Source organism: Paenibacillus sp. D2_2 (assembly GCF_031199965.1).
In the GTDB taxonomy this organism is placed as follows: Bacteria; Bacillota; Bacilli; order Paenibacillales; family Paenibacillaceae; genus Fontibacillus.
On record NZ_CP133605.1, the window covers coordinates 5,300,999 to 5,323,455 of the forward strand.

Genomic DNA, 22,457 nt, shown 5'->3' on the forward strand with positions numbered 1-22,457 from the left:
AGTCGTTGCTGTTATTTTGATCGGCGTTTATTTGCTAGCGAAATCTTAACTCTATTTTAGTTCAACTTATATATATCAGGAAAAATGCCCTGGGGGTCAGTCCCCTAGGGCATTTTAGATGCATGTAGCTAGCAATTTGTTATTCATTCTTTCAATAAATGATTACCGAAACCTTCCCGTTTATGAAGGCAATCGTATCAAAATTTCTGTAAACCCACGTTTCTATCGTCTTGCCGTTCTTCGCAACCGTGCTTTTCCCAGCCAGCTTACCCCAAGAAAACAGCACTTGCTCCTTCGTCATACCATAATCGATTTGTCCTGCCTTGATCTTATTCCAGACCGAAGCCGACCAGCTATACTTCTTGTAAGGATCATAATTCAAGAAGAAGTATCCATCGCTGAACAATTGCGACACGCTAGAAGAAGATAACGCATCGCTTTTCAGCGTCTTGCCGGAAGCGGATTTGAAGAACACCACGAAGGCGCCGGAGTCATTAGGCGAAATATCTGTGACTGTAACCTTAGAGAAGCGTTCCCATCCCAGATAATCGTTGACCCAGAAGCTTTTGCCGATATATTTGGCCAAACTGCCTTGCATGGCTTTTTTGACCAGCGATGCGGTTTCCGAAGATACAATGGTCATTTGGGCAGCGCCAAAAGAAATATTCGCTTGCTTCCATTTACTGTCCCACTTCACGGTCGCGCCAAGCTTATCCGTAAGTAGTGAAGCAGGGATCAACACTTCGCCTTTTTCCATTACAGGCGCCGCTTTTAACATGAAATTCTCCCCATTAAGTACGGCGCTCTTATCCTCTGCCTTGAAAAATAACGATGTATCACCAAGTTTCACGTCGAGCCCGCCACCCGAGGAAGAAGCCTTGCCGCCCAATGCTTGGAACACTGATTTTGCAGGTACATAGACAACTCCGCCGATCATCTTGGAATATTTCAGGTTACTGCGCAGACTGGCGGAAATCGTAACCGTTTCTGATATACCGCTCGAGGCGATCGTCACATTCGATTCGCCTACACCGAGAACTTTTAGGCTTCCGTCCGGTTCGATACGGAGCAGATGAGGCTTTTCTACAGACACATTACCATCGGTAGCGGTAACCTTGATGTTCGCACCGTTCGTGTAGGTTTCTTGAATATTTACATCGACAGTGTCACCCACAAAAGGCTTTAATTCGGATACAGCCACGGTTAATTTACTCGCCCGCGGCACCTCAAGTGGAGTGGTCTTGCCTTTGTCATACAGCAGCCAACTGCCATCACTCAGTTGAGCATAGAAATGCTCCATGTCATTAAGTACTCTCGTCTTAACAACTTTGCTTAGCCCGGATACCTGGTCAGTGAGCTTGACCCGGTCCTTGTAATTCCCCGTCGTCCATACCGTGCCATCTTTGCGAGTCACTAACAGCGCCTCCGTAGGATGTTCCACTGTCTTTGCGGCAAACTCGAGATGCAAGGCATCCTCGGTGACGGTATAAGGAATGAAATTTCCGTTATCGTCAAATTCGTAGGTTTGATACAAGACGACTTTTCCGCTGCTGTATAACAAGGCAACACGGCTTTCATATACGGCCATCACTGCCACGGAAGAGGCATCGGGGAGGGTCGCCAGTTTCTTAAAGACCTCTGGTTTATACGGGTCTCTAAAAAGCAATTCCCCATTTTGACTTAGAGCCGCCATCTGCTTGCCGCCGTAACTGATAAGAGCGATCCCTTCAAGATTCTTGACTTTGCCGGCGCTATCCCAGACCGTTCCGTCATTCTTCAGCCAATAAGGACCTGCAACCTGCTTCACTCCCGTTTGACCTTCTACCGCATGCGGAGCGGTTCCGATGTCCCATTCTACAAGCCTGCCGTCCGATGTCACGCCTAAACCGGAATAGACACTGCTTGAAGTAAACTCATCGACACTGCCCTGCGTCCGAATCAAGCGCTCACCGTCAATCGAGGACCAGATTGTCCCGTTGTCCATCAGCATCGTATCTTCCCGAATGATATCCTTAATTTGTAGTTTGGCATCGGCGCTTGCCGTCCCGATTCCCCAAGCTCCTTGTCCGATCCCGAGAATCAAGCCGATTGAGACGATCCAACTCAACGTTTTTCTCATTGCTTTTACTCCTTCTTTATAAGATCGATATAAACTAACCTCCTCTACTTCGCGAGTAGAGATCCCCAATCCTCCCAAATTTCCCTAAATTCCTTTAAATTTCGTATCGTTCATATTTCCCCCTTCTCAATGTCATGAATTCAGATATAATAGATGATAATTTTAGACAAAAGAGGGATCACAATGAAACGCTGGCTAGCTAGCTCACTCAAGCACAAACTATCATTTATGCTCGTCTGTTCGCTGTTGATTCCACTGTTGCTGCTGGGTGTTGTCTCCTATCAGCTAGCCTCGTCAGTTACCGAAGAGAATGCTAAGCAATCTGGTATGAACACGCTGCGGCAGATCCGTACTAATCTGGAATTCATCGTTCTGGACGCGGAGAATATGTCCGTGTTTCTAATCGGACACAGCGATACGCAGAAATACCTCACCCGTAATGATAATGATGCCAACGAGTATTTGAAGATGATCGGTTTCCTCACCAATCTAGCCTTCTCCAAAAAATACATATCCGACATTACGATTCAGCCCAACGGTACAAGACCTGCTCTATCTACCTTCTTCAACTATACCGTGACTCGCTCCGGGCCCCAGATCCGTTAATGATAGATCCTAACTACTATAAGGAACATTCTAAATACTGGACCTCCCTGTATGAAAATGAGACGATCAACGGTCCAAAGCGGGTAATATCGCTCATGCGACCAATCCGTGATATCAACAATTTTAGGACGCTTGGAAACCTGACGATCAGCCTCAATGAAGAAGTTATCTCAACCTATCTGAAGACATTGGGCCTGGTCAGCAACGGGTACGTTCTTCTGCTCGACTCCGACGGAGTCATTATCTCAGGCGGTGAACCAAAGTGGCTGAAGCATAAAGCGACCGACCTGTTCCCTGGTTTGACGATCTCGCGTGATGGGAGTGTTGTAAGCGGTTACGGTGAAGGCGAGGACAAGAAGACTATTCTATTCGACCAGATACCAAGCGTGCAATGGACCTTGATGGGCATCATCCCTTATAGCGAGTATAAAGCCCAGAACCGCTTCGTACTCTCTTTGACAGCGATAGCCTTGACGATCTCAATCATCCTGCTAGTGGGACTTGTACTCTATCTTGTACATCGGGTAACGAGACCGCTCTCACGCTTATCTGCTGTACTAAAGAGCGCCAACCCAGACGGTGAGATGCCCCGCTTCCCGGTAACGACGACAGATGAGATCGGGCAACTGATGCATACCTATAACAAATTCAGCAACCGGATCGTCCATTTGACTGAACAGGTAAAAGAGAATGAAGCCCGGAAGAAGGAAGCCGACATGAGGGCTCTGCAGGCACAGATCAATCCTCATTTCTTATACAATACACTGTCCTCAGTCCATTGGATGGCCTTAATGAACAAGGATGAGCGGATAGCGGAAATGGTCGGATCGCTGAGCGATTTTCTCAGATTCAGCCTGAACAATGGGGAGGAATTCTGCGCTGTATCGCAGGAAATTGCCCATGCCCGGCACTATGCACAGATCCAGTCGATCCGCTTCCCTGATCAGTTTGAGATTCACTTCATCATTCATCCCGCCCTGGATCAACAGAGGATGCTGAAGCTTCTGCTCCAGCCCCTGATCGAGAATGCACTAATCCATGGCATTCAGAAGCAGCAGCAGCCAGGTACGATCCACGTCATCGCCGATTATATCGATGGTCACATGAAGTTTACGGTCGAGGATACCGGCGTTGGCATGGAGAAGGAGACGCTAAGAGGGCTGCAGAAGCAGCTCGATTCCGCGCTGTACGGAGACGATGCGTCTGGCAGCTACGGACTGCGGAATGTCCAGCGCAGGCTCGTGCTGCATTATGGTATGGATTCCCGTTTAATGATAGACAGCGTACCGGGACAAGGCACCAAAGCGACATTTACAATACCGGTCAAGGAGGCAAGGGAATGATTCGATTATTAATCGTAGACGATGAAGTTATTATCCGAAATGGATTAAGCACCGTTATTGACTGGCAGGGGCTTGGTTTCAAGCTGCTGAACCCGGCCGCATCAGCCGAGGAAGCTTTGGATCGTATAGTGGAGGAGAAGCCGCATGTCATCCTGACAGATATCCGCATGGCTGGCAAGAGCGGGCTTGATCTTGCTCGTGAGGCACATCTTATCAACCCACAGATCGAGACAATTATCCTAACCGGTTACGATGATTTCAAATACGCACAGCAGGCTATTCGCTTCGGAGTTAGTGATTATCTACTGAAGACGAGCCGACCGGAGGAGATCATTCGAACGGTGATGAAGGCGAAGCAGCATATATTGCAACGTCGCGAGAACGCCAGGCAGGACCATACACATCGCCTGACCTACCGCAATCGTCTACTGGAGCGCCTGATGACAGAACAGGCTGGAGAGGAGTCCCTCATCAACGAGTGCGGCCAGCACCTACCGCGGATTCAGATCAATCCACCCGCAAATGGATCACTACAAGCCGTCGTTGTGACGACCAGTGGTTGGGGGGTGGGCCGCAGATTCGGAGCCGCCTGCTCTTCGCCGTAGACAATTGTCTGAACAATTTAGTGGAGTGCGAGACGCTAATGCGTAATGATGATATTGCTCTGGTGCTAAGGAGTACCACTGTAACGGAAGGTCGGACGCTGCTTAAGCAAGCGGCTTCTCAAATCCGCCAGACTCTGAAATGCGAGCTATTCGCTGCCATCGGCACGGAGGTCAGTCAATTCAGTGACTTGCATGAATCTTACCATCAAGCCCTCTATGCCTCTACCTTCCGGGGCTTGGTCGATGTGAATAACATCATTACATATGAACAGGTAAAAGACCGCAACGGTGGTCGAACCGTATGCTCGTTAGAAGAGGAAGCTGAATTAGCCAGCCTTCTGCAGAACGGCGGTTCTATTGAACTTAAAGCGTGGGTCACGGACACCATCGGCAAGCAGCTCAAGGATCCGGAGCTAACTCCCGAATCGCTGCGCGCCTTCCTTATATCCATTGTTGTATCCGGACATCGCTGGCTCGAACGAGTGATACGAGCTATTGGTAAAGGCGATCTTCCCGCGCTTGTATCCGCCAAGGATCTACCGGAATCGTTCAGCCTGGTCACCGAACCCGCCGAGTCCCTATTCCAGCATCTGATTGCGATTCGCGACGCTTACCACAAGTCAGCCGCAGATGGTCCTTCTTCTTACATTCAGCAATCGGTGGCTTACATTCAAGAGCATCTTGATAGCAATATTACGCTGCAGCAGGTTGCTGGGGCCGTGCATCTGCATCCTCATCATTTCAGCGAAGTATTCAAACGGGAGATGGGGATCAACTACATAGAATTTGTAACACGAGAGCGAATGCGGAGAGCTGAGGAACTGCTTACCCAATCCCCCGCCAAAATCAGTGAGATTGCCAAGAGTGTAGGATATGAAGATATCAAATACTTCGGCCAACTGTTCAAGAAGCATTCAGGTAAGACCCCTTCCGAATTCCGCGGTAAAGTTTAAATATAGGTCTAAAAAGTTCGGTTTTCAGCACTCTACCTATCCGAATTTTGTCTCCCCTTATGCTGTATATTGTCCCCTTCTGCCGGGCGATCCTTGCTCTTATACTGAACCTGAATACATAAAGGAGGGGAAGTCGTGAAGAAATTATTATTACTCACATTGATGTTTGTATTTACGGTTTCATTGATCGGTTGCTCATCCGGTGGGAATCAATCTGCAGACCCGGGAAAGACGCCAACCGCAAGCAATGGAAATTCCGCCAAGAAGACTGAAGAGAAAGTGAAGCTGTCCTTATGGCATAACTTCACCGGAAATGATCTTCGTGCCACGATGATGCGGGATCAAATCGATAAATTCCAGAAGGATCATCCGAATATCGAGCTCGATATTCAGGCTATCCCGCCGGACGGATATAAGACACGTCTGAAGACTGTCGCAGCAGCCAATGAGATGCCTGATGTGTTCATGATGTGGCCGGAGCGATGACGAAAGAATTCCATGATGGTGGATTGATTCAACCGATCAACGCCCTGCTGGACAGTAAGCCGGAATGGAAAGACGGATATTTACCAGGCTCCTTCGACTCCTTCACGATCGACGGCAACATATACAGCGCTACGCTCGGGTTGACACCAACATCGATCCTTTTCTATAACAAAGCAATTCTTAATAAATACAATCTTGATGTTCCGAAAACTTGGGATGAATTGTTGAATGCAGTCAAAGTGATCAAGGAAGGCGGTTTAACACCAATCGCTCTCGGCAATAAAGCCGCCTGGCTTGCACAATCCAGTATCATCAGCTCGTTGGCTGACCGTGTAACCGGAACGGAATGGTTCCTGAAGGCAGCCGCTCAAGACGGAGCCAAATTTACAGATCCGGAATTTGTGCAAGCGCTGACATATCTGCAAGAACTTTGGAAAGCAGGAGCCTTCCAAGAGGGCTTCAACAGCATCGATAACACGCAAATGGAAGTGATGTTCGCCCAAGGGCAGGCCGCAATGATGATTGACGGCGGATGGGCGCTCTCCAACTTGGCCGCTAACGCAACGCCTGAGCAATTGAAGGATATGGGAGCTACAGTTCTGCCTTCGATCCCTGGTGGCAAGGGTAACCCAAATTCCCTCTCTGGCGCGCTCGGATCGGCCTTCGGACTGAGCAGCAAGGTTGAAGGTAGCCGGTTGCAAGCTGCATATGATCTGATCTATGCCTTGTCTGGACCCGATGTGCAGAAGATGACGCTCGACAGCAGCAACCTTGTTAGCTATAAGGCTGAACTCGACGAGAGCAAGGTATCGCCGATATTCAGCGAAGTCTACAAGCTCGTCAACAGCGTTGAGAGAACCCCAGTATACGACGGCCTAATGACTTCGGCTGGTTCGGATGCTGTTAATAACGGACTGCAGGAGCTATTAATGGGCGGAGATCCACAGAAGATCGCGCAGAAGATTCAGGACGCGCAAGCGGCATCCCTGAAATAAAACCACCGCCGCTTAGTAAACGATCCATTCAGTAGCAAGTCCCTAATTTCGATTCGGAAAGCGCGTAACCTTCGCGCTTTCCGAAATTGTTTAGGAGGATACTTATGACAGCAAAGGCCCGTATTCGGGGAGTCATCATCGTCGGCCTCTTGCCGGCATTGTTCATATTCTCGTTCTTCGTCATCATTCCAATCCTGTGGTCTGCCTGGTATGGATTCTATGATTGGAAGGGCATCGGAGCGATGAAGTTCATCGGCTTCGGCAATTATATGGAGATTATTCAGGACCCTGTCTTCGCGAAATCACTGCGCAACAATCTAATCGTGGTGGCCGCATCTGTATTCGGACAGGTACCTATTGCTCTCGCCCTGGCTCTAGTGCTACGGCAGAGCACTATATTCCAACGTATCATCCGCTCTGTCGTATTTCTGCCTATGGTACTGTCCTCTGTCGTTATCGGTATCATCTGGGGATATATTTATCATCCGCAGATCGGGATTCTCAACTTCCTGCTAGACTGGATCGGACTCGGCACTTGGAAGCAGGCCTGGCTATCGAACCCGAACATATCCATGTACATGCTGGCGATTCCGATCATCTGGAACTTCATCGGCCCCTACATGATCATGTATATCGCTGCCCTACAGAATATCCCGTCGGAGATCGAGGATGCATCCGCCATTGATGGCGCCAAGCCGATGCGAATGTTATTCTCCATCCGGATTCCGATGATCTGGGATACGATCAAAGTAACTATCGTACTGTGCATATCAGGCAGTCTAAAGACATTCGATCTGATCTATGTCATGACAGGCGGCGGTCCGGCTCATTCAACGGAATTGCTTGCTTCCTATATGTACAACAATACATTCAGCATCTATCGCTTCGGCTACGGCAGTGCAATTTCGACTTCGATCATTATCATTAGTATTGTCTTAATCGCAGGCAGCCAGCTTCTCATGAGAAGAAATACAAGGTAAGGAGGCCTGAGCTGATTATGCAAACCCCGTTTGAAATAAAAAATGCATTGCCCGAGCGCCTGCCTGTTCTCAAAATCAAGATGTCGCGTGGGCTGCTCAATGTCCTGTTGACCATCTATGGATTTGTTACACTCTATCCGCTGGTCTGGCTGTTTCTGAGCGCATTCAAGTCAAATCCGGAATTTTATGAGTTTCCGTTTGGTCTACCGAAGGAGTGGCATCTGGAGAACTTCGCTGATGCCTGGAACGTAGCAAGAATGGGAGTCTCCTTCAAGAACTCCTTCATCGTTACGATCGCAGCCTTGATTCTTACACTAGTATTTGGCGCGATGGCCGCTTTCGTGTTGTCACGGTTCAAATTCCGCGGTAGAGCAGCTGTTATGGGGCTCTTCCTCTTAGGCATGCTGATTCCGATTCATAGTACGCTTGTCCCTTTGTTTATTATGATGAAGAAAATACATCTGCTAGATACTTACGGGGCGCTTATTTTCCCATATACCGCCTTTGAGCTGTCTCTAGCTATCTTTGTTACCATCGCGTACATGTCTTCGATTCCGAAGGAGATGGAAGAAGCTGCGTTAATCGACGAACCGGCTGACTGGGGCTTCTTCTTCCGCGTCATGCTGCCGCTCTCTGCGCCAGCCTTGGCAACGGTCGGCATTCTCGCTTTCCTGCGTTTCTGGAATGACTTCGCCTTCGCTCTCGTCTTCATTAGTAAGCCAGCGCTGCAGACGCTGCCGCTAAGCCTGTCCATGTTCGCCACTGGCTATATGACAGACTACCGTCTCACCTTTGCCGCACTTACACTGGCCGTCATCCCGACGATTGTCGTATACCTGCTGTTCCAGGAACAGGTCATGAAGGGAATGGTCGCCGGTGCTGTCAAAGGCTAATCTCTACGAATACAGCACAAAGCAGCCCGCAGGTCAACATTGACCCACGGGCTGCTCTATTTTCGTTCGCCTATATCAGGGCGTCTGATAGTTCTGAACGACCCTGATGATCTGATAACCTAATCATTCTAAGATACCGGCGGTTTGAAAGGATCAATATCTGTTGCACTCTGCAATGCATCCAAACTCTTGAATTCATACCCCTGACGTCGGGCCTCATCAATGATCGACGCTAAAGCTGCTGTGTTATCTCTTGAGATGGAATGCAGCAGGATAACCGCACCGGGATGAAGTTGGGATACTACATTTTTATATGCGTAGGCTTCGCCCTTCTGGTCGTTGACATCCCAATCTTTATAAGCGATGGACCAGAAGACGTTTTGATACCCCAAGCTTTTCGATACCGCCAAGGTTCGCTCATTGAATATTCCGCGAGGCGGACGTAAATAATTCATGTCTGACTTACCTGTAACATGTCCCGCTGCTTCCTTGACCCGATCCAGTTCCTGCTTAATCTCTGCATCAGAAATGGTCGTCATATCGGGATGGCTCCAGGAATGGTTACCAACCAAGTGTCCCTCAGCCACCATTCGCTTCATGAGCTCAGGCTGACTTTTGACATAATGACCCGTTACGAAGAAAATCGCCGGTACCTTCTTGGCCTTAAGCGTGTCCAATATTTTGGCGGTATATCCGTTCTCATACCCATTATCAAAGGTTAGAAACAGTTCCTTACGGGAAGTATCTCCAAGGAATACAGCTCCGTGCTTATCAACAATCTCCTTGAAGCCCTCTTCATTAATAGAAGGAAGCCGACCGCCTACGCTCTTCTTGAATCCGAAATGAAAGGCCTTATCTGAGAAGGCGCTCGCAGCGGCACCATTATCCCCCACGGTACGGGACCGAAGAGAAAACAGGCCAGCATCGCCACCATCAGGGCAAATTTCATGGTTCGCTCTCTCCCTCATCATAAGATGTATCGACTCCCCATTAATTTCTGCCTTTTGCCTTAACAATATTCACCCTGTTTATTTCTGCTTCTTCACCGTTGTTTGACCGGATAGTTTACTATGCTTGTAGCCATACAAACTGTATACGGACAGTCCGATGATCATCCAGATCAGGAAGGCGATCCATGTTATACCTGGCAAACTAATCAATAAATAGCCACAGCTCAAGATGGCAATCAGAGGAATAATCGGAACGAGCGGCACTTTGAAAGAACGCGGTAATTCTGGGTGTGTTCTGCGCAAAATGATGATGCCAAGTGATACAGCGATAAAAGCAAACAACGTGCCGATACTTACGAGATCGGCTAGTCTGTTAAGTGGGATCAGTCCGGCGAACAGAGCAACGATAATCCCGGTAGACCAAATACTTGTCGAAGGCGCTTCTGTCTTCGGATTAAGCCGCGATAATCGTTCCGGCAACAATCCATCACGCCCGATCGCGAACAAGAGACGAGATTGCCCGAATAGCAATACGAACAGCACTGTAGTTATACCGACGATTGCACCCAATGAAATGAACCCTGCCACCCAATCCTGATGGATGGCCTGCAGTGCATAAGCAACTGGATTCTTCACATTCAGCTGCGTATAAGGGACGATCCCGGTTAACACCGCGGTTACGATAATGTAGAGCAGTGAGCAAATAACCAGCGACCAAATGATCCCTAGCGGCAAATCTTTTTGCGGATTTTTCACTTCCTCGGCTGCCGTTGCCACGACATCGAACCCAATATAGGACAGAAATGCGGTGGCCGCTCCTGTAATCACTCCACTAAAGCCGAATGGCATGAAGGGACTCCAGTTCGATGGTTTCACGAAAAAGGCACCTACGATGACAAAGAGAAGAATAACTGCAATTTTAATAATAACCATAATCGAGTTGAGCCGCGTCGACTCCTTACCGCCTCTAGAAACAATAAAAGTCAGTAGCAGAACGATTAGGACAGCGGGTAAATCGATATAAGTGCCACCCGCAGGATGGAAAGCACTACTTAGCGCTGGCGGAATATTCAGACCGAAGCCGGACAATAAGCCTTGAAAATAACCTGACCAACCACTCGCTACCATCGAGGCAGCGAACCCATACTCAAGAATCAGGTCCCAGCCAAGGATCCAGGCAACCAGTTCACCAAAGGTAGCGTAACTGTACGTATAGGCGCTTCCGGATACCGGTACCATCGAGGCAAATTCTGCGTAACATAGCGCACAAAATGCACAGATGATTCCGGCCATCACGAAGGAGAGGATCAATCCCGGTCCGGCATGGTTAGCAGCGGCGACGCCGGTTAAGACGAAGATTCCTGTACCAACTACACACCCTACGCCGAGCATAGCCAGATCGAACACGCCCAGTTCTTTTTCAAATGTCCCTGGCCTGAAGCTTGTTGTTCCTTAATCATTGACGGTATTGATTTTTTTCTAAAGTAGTTCATGCTAGCGTATCTCCTATAAAAAAATTTCTACAGGATTCTAATTTTAACAAACTTCCTTGTCCAGGTCATAGAAAGTTGATTATATTATTGTGTCCAAATTAAAGAAAATTTCAGGAAATTGCATTTATTTTCGAATCTATCCTGTTTTTTCATTGAACGAGCACCTTCTTAGCAAAACGGATCCACTCCCGAGCCGAGAAGGATAAGTATCGGTCTTCACGCCAGACAATACCGAGATGCCAAGGAATAACCGGTTGGACCAATCCGATAATTCTCACTCGTCTCTGGTCAATCTCACGGCAGATCGTCTCCGGAAGCAGCGTGATACCAAGTCCAACCGTCACCATCTCACTAATTAAATCCCACTGTGAACTCTCATATACAACACGTGGCTGAAAGCCCACTTTGGCACATTCGGCGATTATCCGATCATGAAGCGTAAAGTCCTCGCGGAACAATACGAAGGAATCCTCTGCTAGCTCGTTCAGCTTTACCTCTTGACGTTCAGCCAGCGGGTGGGAGGGATGCACGACGAGATTCAGCTTCTCCTCTACAAATGGAAGGACCGTCAGACCCTCCTGTGTTGCCGGCAATACAACAACCCCTACATCCAATGAGCCATTGGCAACATCATATTCTACCTTCTTCGCCCCATCTTCAAAGAGCTGAATCGTGATCTCAGGATAGCGTTCGTGAAATTGACCGATCACCTTCGGGAAGAAGTTTGCTCCTACCATAGGTGGCAATCCAATGCGAATATGTCCTCGCTTCAGATTGCGCAAATCATCCAGTTCCGCCGTTAAATTCTGAAAAGATGCAACGATTTGCTGCGCCTGACTAACGATAATCTGACCCGCGTCCGTCAGTTCAATTCTTTTACCATTGCGGTTGAACAGAACAACTCCCAGTTCCTCCTCCAGCGATTTAATCGTCTTGCTAATGGTTGGTTGAGTAATATATAGCGCGTCGGCTGCCTTCGTGAAACTCTGATGTCTAGCTACTTCAACGAGATATTGCATCTGTCGTATATCCAAAATAAATCTTCTCCTATCATAGACAAATGGAATGCGAATCATTCTTTATATTCATTTTACTCATGAAAGTAGATGATGTAATATTTTCATTACAGTTACATGAGAACGAATTTAGAAAGGAAATGTATGTCGATGGGTAAGATAAAAAATCTTAGTATCATCATTCTTCAGGTCGCAGTTCTATTTTTTATCTCCCTGGCGATGAATTATATAGTGAAATGGCTGCACTTACCGATACCCGGTACAATTCTGGGCATTATTATTCTGTTCATCCTGCTGAAGACGAATGTGATCAAGCTGAGCTGGATTGAGCAGGGCGCAAACTGGCTGTTAGCCGAGTTGTTATTATTCTTCATTCCTGCAGCCGTGGGTGTGATGAACTATATGTCTCTACTGGAGCAAGACGGTATCCGAATTCTACTCGTTGTTATCTCCAGTACTGTCATTGTGATGGCAAGCTCCGGCCTAGTCGCATCGAGAATTTCCAAAAGGAAGGAGCAGAGAGCACAATGATGTTAGGAATTCTGTGGCTTATTATTACTTTAACGATTTATGCTTTATCCAAAAGATTATATAAGGCTTATCCAAGAGTGTATTTCTCGCCTCTTCTGCTTACGCCAATTACGCTAATTATAGGCTTGATGTTAACAAATGTCTCCTTTGAGACCTACAACGGAGGAGGAAAATGGTTGAGCACGATGCTACAACCTGCAACGGTCGCTTTTGCTATTCCTCTGTACAAATATTACAATGTGCTGAAAAAACATGCGATCGAAATATTAGCCAGCGTGCTGACCGGCTCTATCGTAGCTATCTTCTCTTCCGCATTATTCGCCGAATGGCTGCATCTGGATCAGCAGTTAATTAGCAGTCTTGTGCCTCGTTCAGTAACGACTCCAATCGCGATGAGCGTCTCACAGGTCATTGGCGGCGTACCGAATATTACAGCGGTATTCGTTATTATCACTGGTCTGTTAGGCTCCATGATCGGTCCTATGGTCGTAAGAGCACTACGTATTGATGGCGAGGTGGCCCGCGGTGTACTGCTGGGCACAAGTGCACATGGTACAGGTACTTCCAAAGCGTTCGAGCTTAGCTCACTGACAGGTACAATTTCCAGTATTTCGATGATTCTGGCAGCCCTGTTCACACTGACTACAGCTCCATTATTTATTACCCTGATCTTCCACTAATTAGGTTCCTCCCAAGTTTTTTTTATATAGATCTCTCTTGATTGACCTTTCCGAATGGAAAGGTCCCTTTTTATTCAGCAAAAATATATTTCAACAATACCCTATTCTTTAAATATCTATATATGGATGATAAATCCTTTGTGAAATCGTATACATGGTTATTTATTCCTAAAAATTCAAAGAGACACCAAAGTTCATCTCATTTGGTCATATACTTCATCTAAATAAAGCTTTGTTTGTTATATGGTTTAGACATTACAATGAGGTTAGATAAATCGTGAAATTATAAAGCAGTTCGAAAAGGCCGATTTTCAGCACCGAGAAGGTTGGATGAAGCTAGGGACAGAGGAGCGGAGTGTACGTAGTTTGTACATAAGCATCAGAAGGCCCGGCTGAATTCAAGATTCGATGCCGAGTTACTTCTTGATTCACTTCGTGATCAAAGTGGACTTTTTGAATTACCCCTATAAAAGAAAGGTGGAATCATTCATGGCTATTATGCAAGAGAAAGCTGAGCCAGGATTGGAATCAGCAAAGCAGTATGTCAACGAAGTGTATGAAACAGTGAAGAAACGCAATCCGGGAGAGAGTGAATTTCATCAAGCTATCAAAGAAATTCTTGATTCCTTAGTCCCTGTATTTGCGAAGCATGAAAAATACCGCAACAATGCAATTCTTGAGAGAATCGTTGAGCCAGAACGTCTAGTTTCTTTCCGCGTGCCATGGGTAGATGACCAAGGTAAGGTTCAAGTTAACCGCGGTTTCCGTGTTCAATTCAACAGCGCTATCGGCCCTTACAAAGGCGGACTTCGCTTCCACCCATCCGTTAATGCCAGCATCATCAAGTTCCTTGGTTTCGAACAAATCTTCAAGAACTCCCTGACTGGCCAACCAATCGGCGGCGGCAAGGGTGGTTCCGATTTCGATCCAAAGGGTAAATCCGATAACGAAGTTATGCGCTTCACACAAAGCTTTATGACTGAGCTATCCAGATATATCGGTCCAGATACAGACGTTCCTGCTGGTGACATCGGTGTTGGTGCGAGAGAGATCGGTTATATGTTCGGACAATATAAGCGCCTCTGCGGTGGCAATGAAGCTGGCGTTCTGACCTGGCAAAGGCTTAACCTATGGCGGTAGCTTGACTCGTACTGAAGCAACAGGTTATGGCCTCGTCTACTTCACAGCTGAGATGCTGAAGTCCAAGGGCGAGAGCTTTGAAGGCAAGACCGTTGTTGTATCCGGCTCCGGTAACGTAGCAATCTATGCTATCGAGAAGGCGACTCAGTTCGGTGCTAAAGTCGTAGCCTGCTCTGACTCTAATGGATACATTTATGACGAGAACGGAATCGATCTTGAGACAGTAAAACGTCTTAAAGAAGTGGAAAGAAAACGGATCAAGGAATACGTTGAGGTTCATCCTTCTGCGCAGTTTGTTGAGGGCTGCCAAAACATCTGGGATATTCCTTGCGATATCGCACTTCCTTGCGCTACACAGAATGAAATCGATGAAGCTGCGGCTAAGACGCTTGTAGCTAACGGCTGTAAGTATGTAGCTGAAGGTGCAAATATGCCTTCTTCCCTCGAAGCCATCGAAGTCTATCTGAACAACGGAGTCTACTTTGGACCAGCCAAAGCTGCTAACGCAGGTGGCGTAGCCGTATCCGCGTTGGAGATGGCGCAGAACAGCGCTAGATTGGCTTGGACATTCGAAGAGGTAGACGCTAAGTTGCAAGATATTATGACGAACATTTATAACAATAGCGTAAATGCAGCTGTAGAATACGGCCATGAAGGCAATCTGGTCGTCGGCTCCAACATCGCCGGTTTCCTTAAGGTAGCCGACACAATGATCGCCCACGGCGTGGTTTAATCCACTTTTGATCACGAAGTGACTCAAGAAGCCAATTCGACTTCGAATCTTGAATTCACCATACATCCCTGATTTCTAGACATCCGTCAAAGAGATTAGGGATTTTTTCTATAAGAGCTTAACCGCACCATCACAAGCTAGCAAGAAAAAAGCTCTGACACAGACTTACGTCTATATCAGAGCTTCATTTATATTAGTCAGATCTATGTCCAGCGATTAGTAAGCCAAAGTATCCAGAGATTTAATGTGAGCCAAGTAACGCATATTGCTGGCTTCCTTCATCAGTGTTGCCGGTAATCCACGCAGCTCGGTGTTGTTACCGCCGATGGTAGCAACAGCGTCCTTACGGCCCAAGCTAGCTAGCGTACCAGAGTTCACTGGATGGAATTCTTCAAGATGCTTGCCGATGATTGTCGCATAGAGGTTGTAGCCAACCAACTCACCCATTTGCCAAGCGTTCTGAGCCGTAGGGGCATATGGACGTCCATCAGGACCAAAGCTTACAGCACTGTCGCCAACGACGAATACATCTTGATGGGAAGTAGATTGCAAGAACTCATTAACGGTAGCACGGCCACGATTCACTTCAAGTCCCGATTCTCCTACGAGCGGGTTGCCTTGAACTCCACCAGTCCATACAAAGGTGTTGGCGGTAATCTTCGAGCCATCTTTCAAATCGATCACATTGCCTTCTACATTGGTAACAGGAAGGCCAGTCAAGAACTTCACGCCGCGTGCTTCGAGACTAGCTGTAGCGCGCTCGATCAGTACATCTGGCAATACCGGAAGGATCTTAGGACCTGCTTCAACGAGGGAAAGATTGATTTTCTTAGGATCAACCCCGTATTTCTTAGCAAGCGCAGGGATGCCGTCTGCGATCTCACCAACCAGTTCAACCCCAGTCAGACCGCCGCCGCCGATCAGAATCGTCGCATCAGCTTCGTTCTTCGTCTTCGCGTATTCCGCAATCTTACTTTCGATATGACGGTGGATGCGGTTAGCATCGTCCGCAGATTTCAGTACCATGCTGTATTTATCCAGCCCTGGAATTCCGAAATAAGCGGTCACACTACCCAGACCAACTACGAGTGAGTCATAGCTGAGAGTAGTTCCGTCAGACAACTTCACTTCTTTATTGTCTACGGAGAATTTCTCAACTTTGGCGATGCGAAGATCGATATCTTTTCCTTTGAATACCTTCTCCAAAGGCAAGGCAACTGCGCGTTCAGAGATATTACCTGCTGCCAGACGATGCAGCTCAGTAATAATCTGATGAGTAGGAAACTGATTGATCACAGTGATCCGTGCTTCTGATTTTTGCAAATATTTGCGAACGGTCAAAGCGCTAAGAACACCGCCATAACCGGCACCTAAGATGACAATATGTTTTGACATGACTCCGTCCTCCGTTCATGCATTAGTTAATATTTTGGACTCGCATTTATATGAATACTATTTCTGATTATTACGTTCTCCGGCAACTTGCAGATAAGCATTAAAGAAACGGAAGATTTTCTGAGCTTCAGGATCCTTAACCATTTTAAGCAGACCAAAAAGACCGATAACCTCTTGGCTCGCATCTGCACGATCCTTGGCTTCGATCACATTGGCAGCCATATGCTTCACCTTGTCCTTAACTGGTCCCACGATCTCTGTGATAGCCCCAACCGTATCATTCTTGAGGATCTCATCTGTAGATACAGATTTAGCAAAATCATACGATTTCGTCATTACATTAACGAGCTCGGTCAACTTCGGAAGCTGCTGCACCAGGGCTGTCAATGATTCCTGAACTTCAGGGGTTAACAGTTGATCAATAATATCCCGTCCACCTTGGTTGGACGATACTGTCTCTTGTTCAGACTTCGTTTCTGTGATCGCTTCTGACATAGCTGATTCTCCTTTGCAATAAGCAACAACGCTTGAAATTTGGGAGGTTTAGAGGCCCCCATAGCCTTTCTCGCTTAAATAAAGTTAGTGAAAAACTGAACAACTTCTCACACTTGAACACCCATAATTAATTTTACCACATTTTCAACAAAAAAAGTCATTAAGTTATGAACTTAATGACAAATATCACAGCGTTTATTTAGAGTTAACAAATTGGACAAACATCACACTCTAATATTAGGTAATACAGGTGTTATTTATGTAAGGAAAAAGCCTATACTATCCATTTCACTTCACTTCATAACTGCTCTCGAACCCGAACATATCGGAATTGTTCTTCAGGAACTCATAGAACAGCTTCTCTGTCGGGGCAGCTCGCGATTGGCAGGAATAATAACTCCGACATCCCTCGTAACAACCCGTTCAATAACCGGTAAAGTAATAATCGTAGAAGCGATATGCTCGTTCAGAGCGATCTCCGGCAGAATGGTCAGACCCATTCCTGCTCCTACCAAGCCCTTAATCGCGTCCAGATCATCTCCTTCAAAAGCGACCTTCGGCTTGAAACCCAGATTCGAGCAGGCATTCACAACGATCTCCCTTAGGATGAAGCCTTCTGGAAACAGTACGAAATAATCGTCCTTTAGTTCGTTAAGACGGATCGCGCTCTGCTTGGCTAATCGGTGATTCGCCGGTAGCATAGCGACGAATTTCTCCTGGAATAGAACCTCGCTCTTTATCAGCGGTTCATGTTGTGGCACAGGCCCCATAATCGCCAGATTCATATCGCCCTGAATGACCGACTCCACCAGCTCCTTGTAGGAGCCATGCTGCAATTGAAAATGGACTGCAGGGTAGCGATCACGGAAGGCCGAGACCACTTTCGGAATCATCTGCGCTGCCAAACTGCTGGGAAATCCGATGCGGACCGTACCGCGCTCTGGGTCCAGAAATTCGTTGATCTCCTGCTGGGCATTATCAATGACCTTCATTAATTGTTCCATATGGGACAGAAATAACCGGCCGATCGGCATCAACTTCACCTTACGTCCCTCATGGATGAACAGATTAACTCCAAGCTCCGATTCCAGCTTGAAGATTTGCCGGCTTACTGCAGACTGCGACACATGCAACACATAAGAGGCTTCAGTCACATGCTCAAGCTTCGCTACCTCAATGAAATATTGAATCTGTCTCAGTTCCAAATCCCTTCACCTCCAAATTTTTGGCGGTCATTCTCCATGTATATCATTCATGTCTCAGGTTTCATGAGAGTGGATAATATCCCTTGAGTATAATTAATCACCATTATATCGGCTATCCGCTGCAAGTGAAAGCTATCTACGAAAACCCCGTACAAACGGTTTGCCCTCAACTAGAAATATCTAATTTTTACCTGATTTTTAAACTTCTTCATATAGAAATTAGTGGTGTTTATTACAAATTATTGATCTATTTATCGTGTTCAGTTAGTCTGTTGGCAAAAGGCCCGTTTACTCACATGAGATTGTCAGCCCGTGTTGTTCCCATCGCAAAGGCTTGGGCCTTTCACAATCCGAACCATGATGAAGACAAGCTAGTAATTAATAAAAGAAAGAAGGTGAAGCAAAGAAATGTAATTTTCACCCTTATGAGAATATACACCATCTATCTTCCAAATTAATCGAATCGGGAGGTTTTCAAGTTGGGGAATAACAGATTGCTCAGAGGTTTTCCTATTTTACTACTTGCTATCATCATTGCAGGAGCTTCCTTTATTGAAATCCCATCAAAGGCAAACGCCGCACCAAACGAAGCCTATGTATGGAATAAAGCTGTGACTGGAGGTGGAGGCGGATTTGTACCCGGCATCATTTTTAATTCATCCGAACCCGACCTGATCTATGCCAGAACCGATATCGGAGGTGCCTATCGCTGGAATCCGGCCGATAACAGTTGGATCCAGCTGTTAGATTGGGTAGGCTTCGAGGAATGGGGCAAGACCGGCGTCGACGCTCTAGCCACAGACCCAATAGACCCGAACCGTGTTTATTTAGCTGTAGGAACCTATACGAACAGCTGGGATCCGAACAACGGAAGCATATTACGTTCTACCGATCGTGGTAAGACATGGCAGAGTGCGAGCCTGCCCTTCAAGGTTGGTGGTAATATGCCAGGACGCTCAATGGGAGAGCGGCTTGTCATTGACCCTAATAAGAACAACATTCTCTATTTCGGTGCAAGAAGCGGCAACGGACTGTGGCGGAGTACCGACTACGGAGCTACCTGGAGCCAAGTGACCAGCTTCCCAAATCCAGGAACCTACGTGGAGGATCCTAGCAACGAATATCAAAGCGACATCGTCGGTCTGGCCTGGATCGCCTTCGATCCATCCACCGGGTCTACCAACCAGACGACCCAGAGTATTTATGTCGGGGTCGCCGACAAGAATCAAAGCGTATACCACAGTTCCGATGGTGGTATTACCTGGTCAGCTGTACCCGGACAGCCTACAGGCTACCTTCCCCACCATGGTGTCATTTCAGCTAACGGGCATTTATACATTTCTTACAGCAATGGGGCAGGTCCCTATGATGGGACCAAGGGGCAAGTCTGGAAGCTGAACCTCTCAACAGGGGCATGGACAAATATTAGTCCCGTATCCAGCACCAGCGATGACAATTACTATGGGTATGGCGGGCTGGCTGTTGATGCTCAGCATCCGAATACGATTATGGTAGCTACACTAAACTCCTGGTGGCCGGACGCGATCATCTTCCGCAGCACCGATGGAGGTTCCACTTGGACTAGAATTTGGGACTGGAACGGCTATCCGGACCGTACGCTTAGGTACACACAGGATATTTCTGCAGCTCCCTGGCTTACTTTTGGTACGAACCCGTCTCCGCCTGAAATTACGCCAAAATTGGGTTGGATGATCGGCGATCTGGAGATCGATCCGTTCAACTCCAACCGGATGATGTACGGAACAGGAGCTACCATCTACGGAACGAACAATCTGACCGATTGGGATCTAGGGAAGAAGATTAATCTAAGCGTTATGGCCAAGGGAATAGAGGAAACTGCTGTTATCGATTTGATCAGTCCCCCTTCAGGTGCCCATCTGATTAGCGGACTTGGCGACGTTACCGGCTTCCGGCATGACAATCTGACACAAGCCCCGGCCAAAATGATGACTAACCCGAACAGCACAACGGATATTGATTATGCCGAACTTGATCCAAGCTATATCGTCCGCGTAGGCACAGCGGATAAATCAGCAGATCCGAACGCGAAGTCCATCGGCTATTCCCGTGACGGCGGAAGCAATTGGTATGCGGGTAATAGTGAGCCACCTGGAACGGCCGGCGGTGGGAAGATCGCTTTATCTGCCAGCGGTGACTCCCTCGCCTGGAGCACTTCTGATAAGGGCGTATTTTACTCTAAAAATAACGGTAACTCCTGGACGGCGAGCACCGGGATACCAGCAGGCGCCAAGATTGCTTCCGACCGTGTAAATTCAAACAAATTCTACGCTTGGTCAGCCGGAAAGTTCTATATCAGCACAAACGGCGGTGCTTCCTTCATCCAAACCTCCGCCTCCGGGCTTCCTGTTGAAGGAGATCTGGACTTCAAAGCGATGCCAGGTGTGGAAGGCGATATTTGGCTGGCTGGCGGAAACCAAACTAGTGGAATCTACGGATTATGGCATTCTACCAACTCCGGCTCATCCTTCACAAAGCTGGCTAATGTTCAAGAGGCCAACGTAATCGGCTTCGGCAAGGCCGCACCGGGAAGCAGCTATATGGTACTTTACACAAGCGCCAAAATCGATGGAGTACGCGGCATTTTCCGCTCTAATGACGCGGGAGCGAGCTGGGTCAGAATCAATGATAACCAGCATCAATATGCTTCGACCAATTCGGCCATCACTGGCGACCCAAGAATTTACGGCCGTGTCTACATCGGGACTAACGGGCTCGGTATTGTTTATGGCGACGCCTTGAGTGAACCGAATCCGGTCGTAAATTCGGAAATCACACCAACCTCCGCTACCTTCGACAAAAAGATCGGGATTCAAGCTAACATTCCGGTCTCGATGACTTTGAACGGCAACACGCTTAGTAAGATAACAAACGGAACGGCTGCTCTCGTCCAAGGGACGGATTATACCATCTCGGGATCTACTGTTACCATCCTTAGCAGCTATCTTGCCGCACAGCCACTCGATACGGTTAATTTGACCTTCCAGTTCAGTGCGGGCGCTAACGCGATACTATCTGTAACAGTTACCGACAGCTCAGCAGTCAATTCGGAGATAAGTCCGACAAGTGCTTCCTTTGATAAGAAGCTCGAAAATCAGGCTAATATTCCAGTGTCGATGACTTTTAACGGCAACACGCTTAGCAAGATAACGAACGGAACGGCTACTCTCGTCCAAGGGACGGATTATTCCGTCTCGGGAACTACTGTTACCATCCTTAGCAGTTATCTTGCTGCACAGCCGCTCGGTACAGTTAACTTAACCTTCCAGTTCAGTGCAGGAGCCACAAAGGTTCTTAGCGTTAATGTCATTGATACCACTTCAACTATTAGCGGCAATATCCAGGTGCAGATGTATAACAGCTCGGTTATTTCCAACGTGAATACGATCAGTCCAAGAATCAAATTGACCAATACCAGTACTAATGCAATTAATCTATCCGACGTTAAGCTTCGCTACTACTACACCATTGATGGAGAGAAGCCACAGAACTTCTTCTGCGACTGGTCCCAGGTCGGGAGCAGCAATGTCACTGGCAGCTTTGTGAAGATGACGACCGCTAAACCAGGCGCTGACTATTATGCCGAATTCGGGTTCACCAGCGGAGCCGGCAGCCTCGCCGCTGGTCAAAGCATCGACCTGCAGATCCGTCTCTCCAAATCGGACTGGACGAATTATAATCAAAGCGATGATTACTCCTTCAATCCAGCTGCAACTGCTTATCAAGACAGCCCCAAGCTCACTGGGTACATCGGTGGACAGATTGTCTGGGGAGTAGAGCCGTAAGAGGTTATTCAAAAA

14 protein-coding genes and 4 pseudogenes are annotated in these 22,457 nt (G+C 47.4%); 11 read left to right on the forward strand and 7 right to left on the reverse strand.

Features of this window, described 5'->3' with window-relative positions; all coding sequences use genetic code 11:
* Positions 1-151 precede the first annotated feature (151 nt).
* Positions 152-2,119, reverse strand: coding sequence for a stalk domain-containing protein (locus RE628_RS27200; protein WP_309156473.1), 1,968 nt, complete (start codon positions 2,117-2,119; stop codon positions 152-154).
* A 183-nt stretch (positions 2,120-2,302) separates the two neighbouring features.
* Here RE628_RS27200 and RE628_RS27205 point away from each other — a divergent pair, with 183 nt between their 5' ends.
* The 7 genes and pseudogenes from RE628_RS27205 to RE628_RS27235 all read left to right on the forward strand — a co-directional run bounded on the left by RE628_RS27205 (position 2,303) and on the right by RE628_RS27235 (position 8,980).
* Complete coding sequence (locus tag RE628_RS27205) at positions 2,303-2,725, forward strand: hypothetical protein (RefSeq protein WP_309156474.1); 423 nt, start codon at positions 2,303-2,305, stop codon at positions 2,723-2,725.
* Positions 2,726-2,820: 95 nt separating this feature from the next.
* Complete coding sequence (locus RE628_RS27210; protein ID WP_309156475.1) at positions 2,821-4,068, forward strand: sensor histidine kinase; 1,248 nt, start codon at positions 2,821-2,823, stop codon at positions 4,066-4,068.
* Positions 4,065-4,673, forward strand: coding sequence for a response regulator (locus RE628_RS27215; RefSeq protein WP_309156476.1), 609 nt, complete (start codon positions 4,065-4,067; stop codon positions 4,671-4,673). The genes RE628_RS27210 and RE628_RS27215 overlap by 4 nt, the downstream gene beginning before the upstream one ends.
* Before the next feature lie 38 nt (positions 4,674-4,711).
* Positions 4,712-5,626: a helix-turn-helix domain-containing protein gene (locus tag RE628_RS27220; RefSeq protein ID WP_375143012.1), complete on the forward strand. Its 915-nt coding sequence runs from the start codon at positions 4,712-4,714 to the stop codon at positions 5,624-5,626.
* Between the two features lie 162 nt (positions 5,627-5,788).
* Positions 5,789-7,107, forward strand: a pseudogene (locus tag RE628_RS27225) (extracellular solute-binding protein).
* Positions 7,108-7,211: 104 nt separating this feature from the next.
* A complete protein-coding gene (locus RE628_RS27230) occupies positions 7,212-8,087 on the forward strand; it encodes a carbohydrate ABC transporter permease (RefSeq protein WP_309156477.1) in 876 nt (291 codons plus the stop codon).
* A gap of 17 nt (positions 8,088-8,104) precedes the next feature.
* Entirely contained in the window at positions 8,105-8,980 is an 876-nt protein-coding gene (locus RE628_RS27235; protein ID WP_309156478.1) for a carbohydrate ABC transporter permease, read from the forward strand.
* A 128-nt stretch (positions 8,981-9,108) separates the two neighbouring features.
* Here RE628_RS27235 and pdaA read toward each other — a convergent pair whose 3' ends face one another.
* The 3 genes and pseudogenes from pdaA to RE628_RS27250 all read right to left on the reverse strand — a co-directional run bounded on the left by pdaA (position 9,109) and on the right by RE628_RS27250 (position 12,457).
* Entirely contained in the window at positions 9,109-9,951 is an 843-nt protein-coding gene (gene pdaA / locus RE628_RS27240; RefSeq protein ID WP_309156479.1) for a delta-lactam-biosynthetic de-N-acetylase, read from the reverse strand.
* Between the two features lie 57 nt (positions 9,952-10,008).
* A pseudogene (locus RE628_RS27245) lies at positions 10,009-11,423 on the reverse strand (amino acid permease).
* Positions 11,424-11,572: 149 nt separating this feature from the next.
* A complete protein-coding gene (locus RE628_RS27250; protein WP_309156480.1) occupies positions 11,573-12,457 on the reverse strand; it encodes a cidABC operon transcriptional activator CidR in 885 nt (294 codons plus the stop codon).
* 141 nt (positions 12,458-12,598) lie between these two features.
* Between RE628_RS27250 and RE628_RS27255 the strand changes: the two genes are divergently transcribed.
* From RE628_RS27255 to gdhA, 3 genes and pseudogenes are all read left to right on the forward strand, one after another.
* Entirely contained in the window at positions 12,599-12,970 is a 372-nt protein-coding gene (locus RE628_RS27255) for a CidA/LrgA family protein (RefSeq protein WP_375143138.1), read from the forward strand.
* On the forward strand, positions 12,970-13,650 hold the full coding sequence (locus RE628_RS27260; protein ID WP_309159589.1) for a CidB/LrgB family autolysis modulator: 681 nt from the start codon (positions 12,970-12,972) through the stop codon (positions 13,648-13,650). Before RE628_RS27255 ends, RE628_RS27260 begins: the two co-directional genes overlap by 1 nt.
* Positions 13,651-14,148: 498 nt before the next feature.
* Positions 14,149-15,523, forward strand: a pseudogene (gene gdhA / locus RE628_RS27265) (NADP-specific glutamate dehydrogenase).
* 216 nt (positions 15,524-15,739) lie between these two features.
* Here gdhA and RE628_RS27270 read toward each other — a convergent pair.
* The 3 genes and pseudogenes from RE628_RS27270 to RE628_RS27280 all read right to left on the reverse strand — a co-directional run bounded on the left by RE628_RS27270 (position 15,740) and on the right by RE628_RS27280 (position 18,618).
* Positions 15,740-16,918, reverse strand: coding sequence for an NAD(P)/FAD-dependent oxidoreductase (locus tag RE628_RS27270; RefSeq protein ID WP_309156482.1), 1,179 nt, complete (start codon positions 16,916-16,918; stop codon positions 15,740-15,742).
* Between the two features lie 57 nt (positions 16,919-16,975).
* On the reverse strand, positions 16,976-17,413 hold the full coding sequence (locus tag RE628_RS27275; protein ID WP_309156483.1) for a helical membrane plugin domain-containing protein: 438 nt from the start codon (positions 17,411-17,413) through the stop codon (positions 16,976-16,978).
* 288 nt (positions 17,414-17,701) lie between these two features.
* A pseudogene (locus RE628_RS27280) lies at positions 17,702-18,618 on the reverse strand (LysR family transcriptional regulator).
* Positions 18,619-19,130: 512 nt separating this feature from the next.
* Between RE628_RS27280 and RE628_RS27285 the strand changes: the two are divergent.
* Entirely contained in the window at positions 19,131-22,442 is a 3,312-nt protein-coding gene (locus tag RE628_RS27285) for a X2-like carbohydrate binding domain-containing protein (protein ID WP_375143140.1), read from the forward strand.
* The last annotated feature ends 15 nt before the right edge of the window (positions 22,443-22,457 follow it).

What these genes read in the sequence shown, in the direction of transcription:
- RE628_RS27200 (WP_309156473.1), bottom strand. Translation starts at nt 2,119, where the DNA reads ATGAGAAAAACGTTGAGTTGGATCGTCTCAATCGGCTTGATTCTCGGG.
- RE628_RS27205 (WP_309156474.1), top strand. Translation starts at nt 2,303, where the DNA reads ATGAAACGCTGGCTAGCTAGCTCACTCAAGCACAAACTATCATTTATG.
- RE628_RS27210 (WP_309156475.1), top strand. Translation starts at nt 2,821, where the DNA reads ATGCGACCAATCCGTGATATCAACAATTTTAGGACGCTTGGAAACCTG.
- RE628_RS27215 (WP_309156476.1), top strand. Translation starts at nt 4,065, where the DNA reads ATGATTCGATTATTAATCGTAGACGATGAAGTTATTATCCGAAATGGA.
- RE628_RS27220 (WP_375143012.1), top strand. Translation starts at nt 4,712, where the DNA reads ATGCGTAATGATGATATTGCTCTGGTGCTAAGGAGTACCACTGTAACG.
- RE628_RS27230 (WP_309156477.1), top strand. Translation starts at nt 7,212, where the DNA reads ATGACAGCAAAGGCCCGTATTCGGGGAGTCATCATCGTCGGCCTCTTG.
- RE628_RS27235 (WP_309156478.1), top strand. Translation starts at nt 8,105, where the DNA reads ATGCAAACCCCGTTTGAAATAAAAAATGCATTGCCCGAGCGCCTGCCT.
- pdaA (WP_309156479.1), bottom strand. Translation starts at nt 9,951, where the DNA reads ATGATGAGGGAGAGAGCGAACCATGAAATTTGCCCTGATGGTGGCGAT.
- RE628_RS27260 (WP_309159589.1), top strand. Translation starts at nt 12,970, where the DNA reads ATGTTAGGAATTCTGTGGCTTATTATTACTTTAACGATTTATGCTTTA.
- RE628_RS27270 (WP_309156482.1), bottom strand. Translation starts at nt 16,918, where the DNA reads ATGTCAAAACATATTGTCATCTTAGGTGCCGGTTATGGCGGTGTTCTT.
- RE628_RS27275 (WP_309156483.1), bottom strand. Translation starts at nt 17,413, where the DNA reads ATGTCAGAAGCGATCACAGAAACGAAGTCTGAACAAGAGACAGTATCG.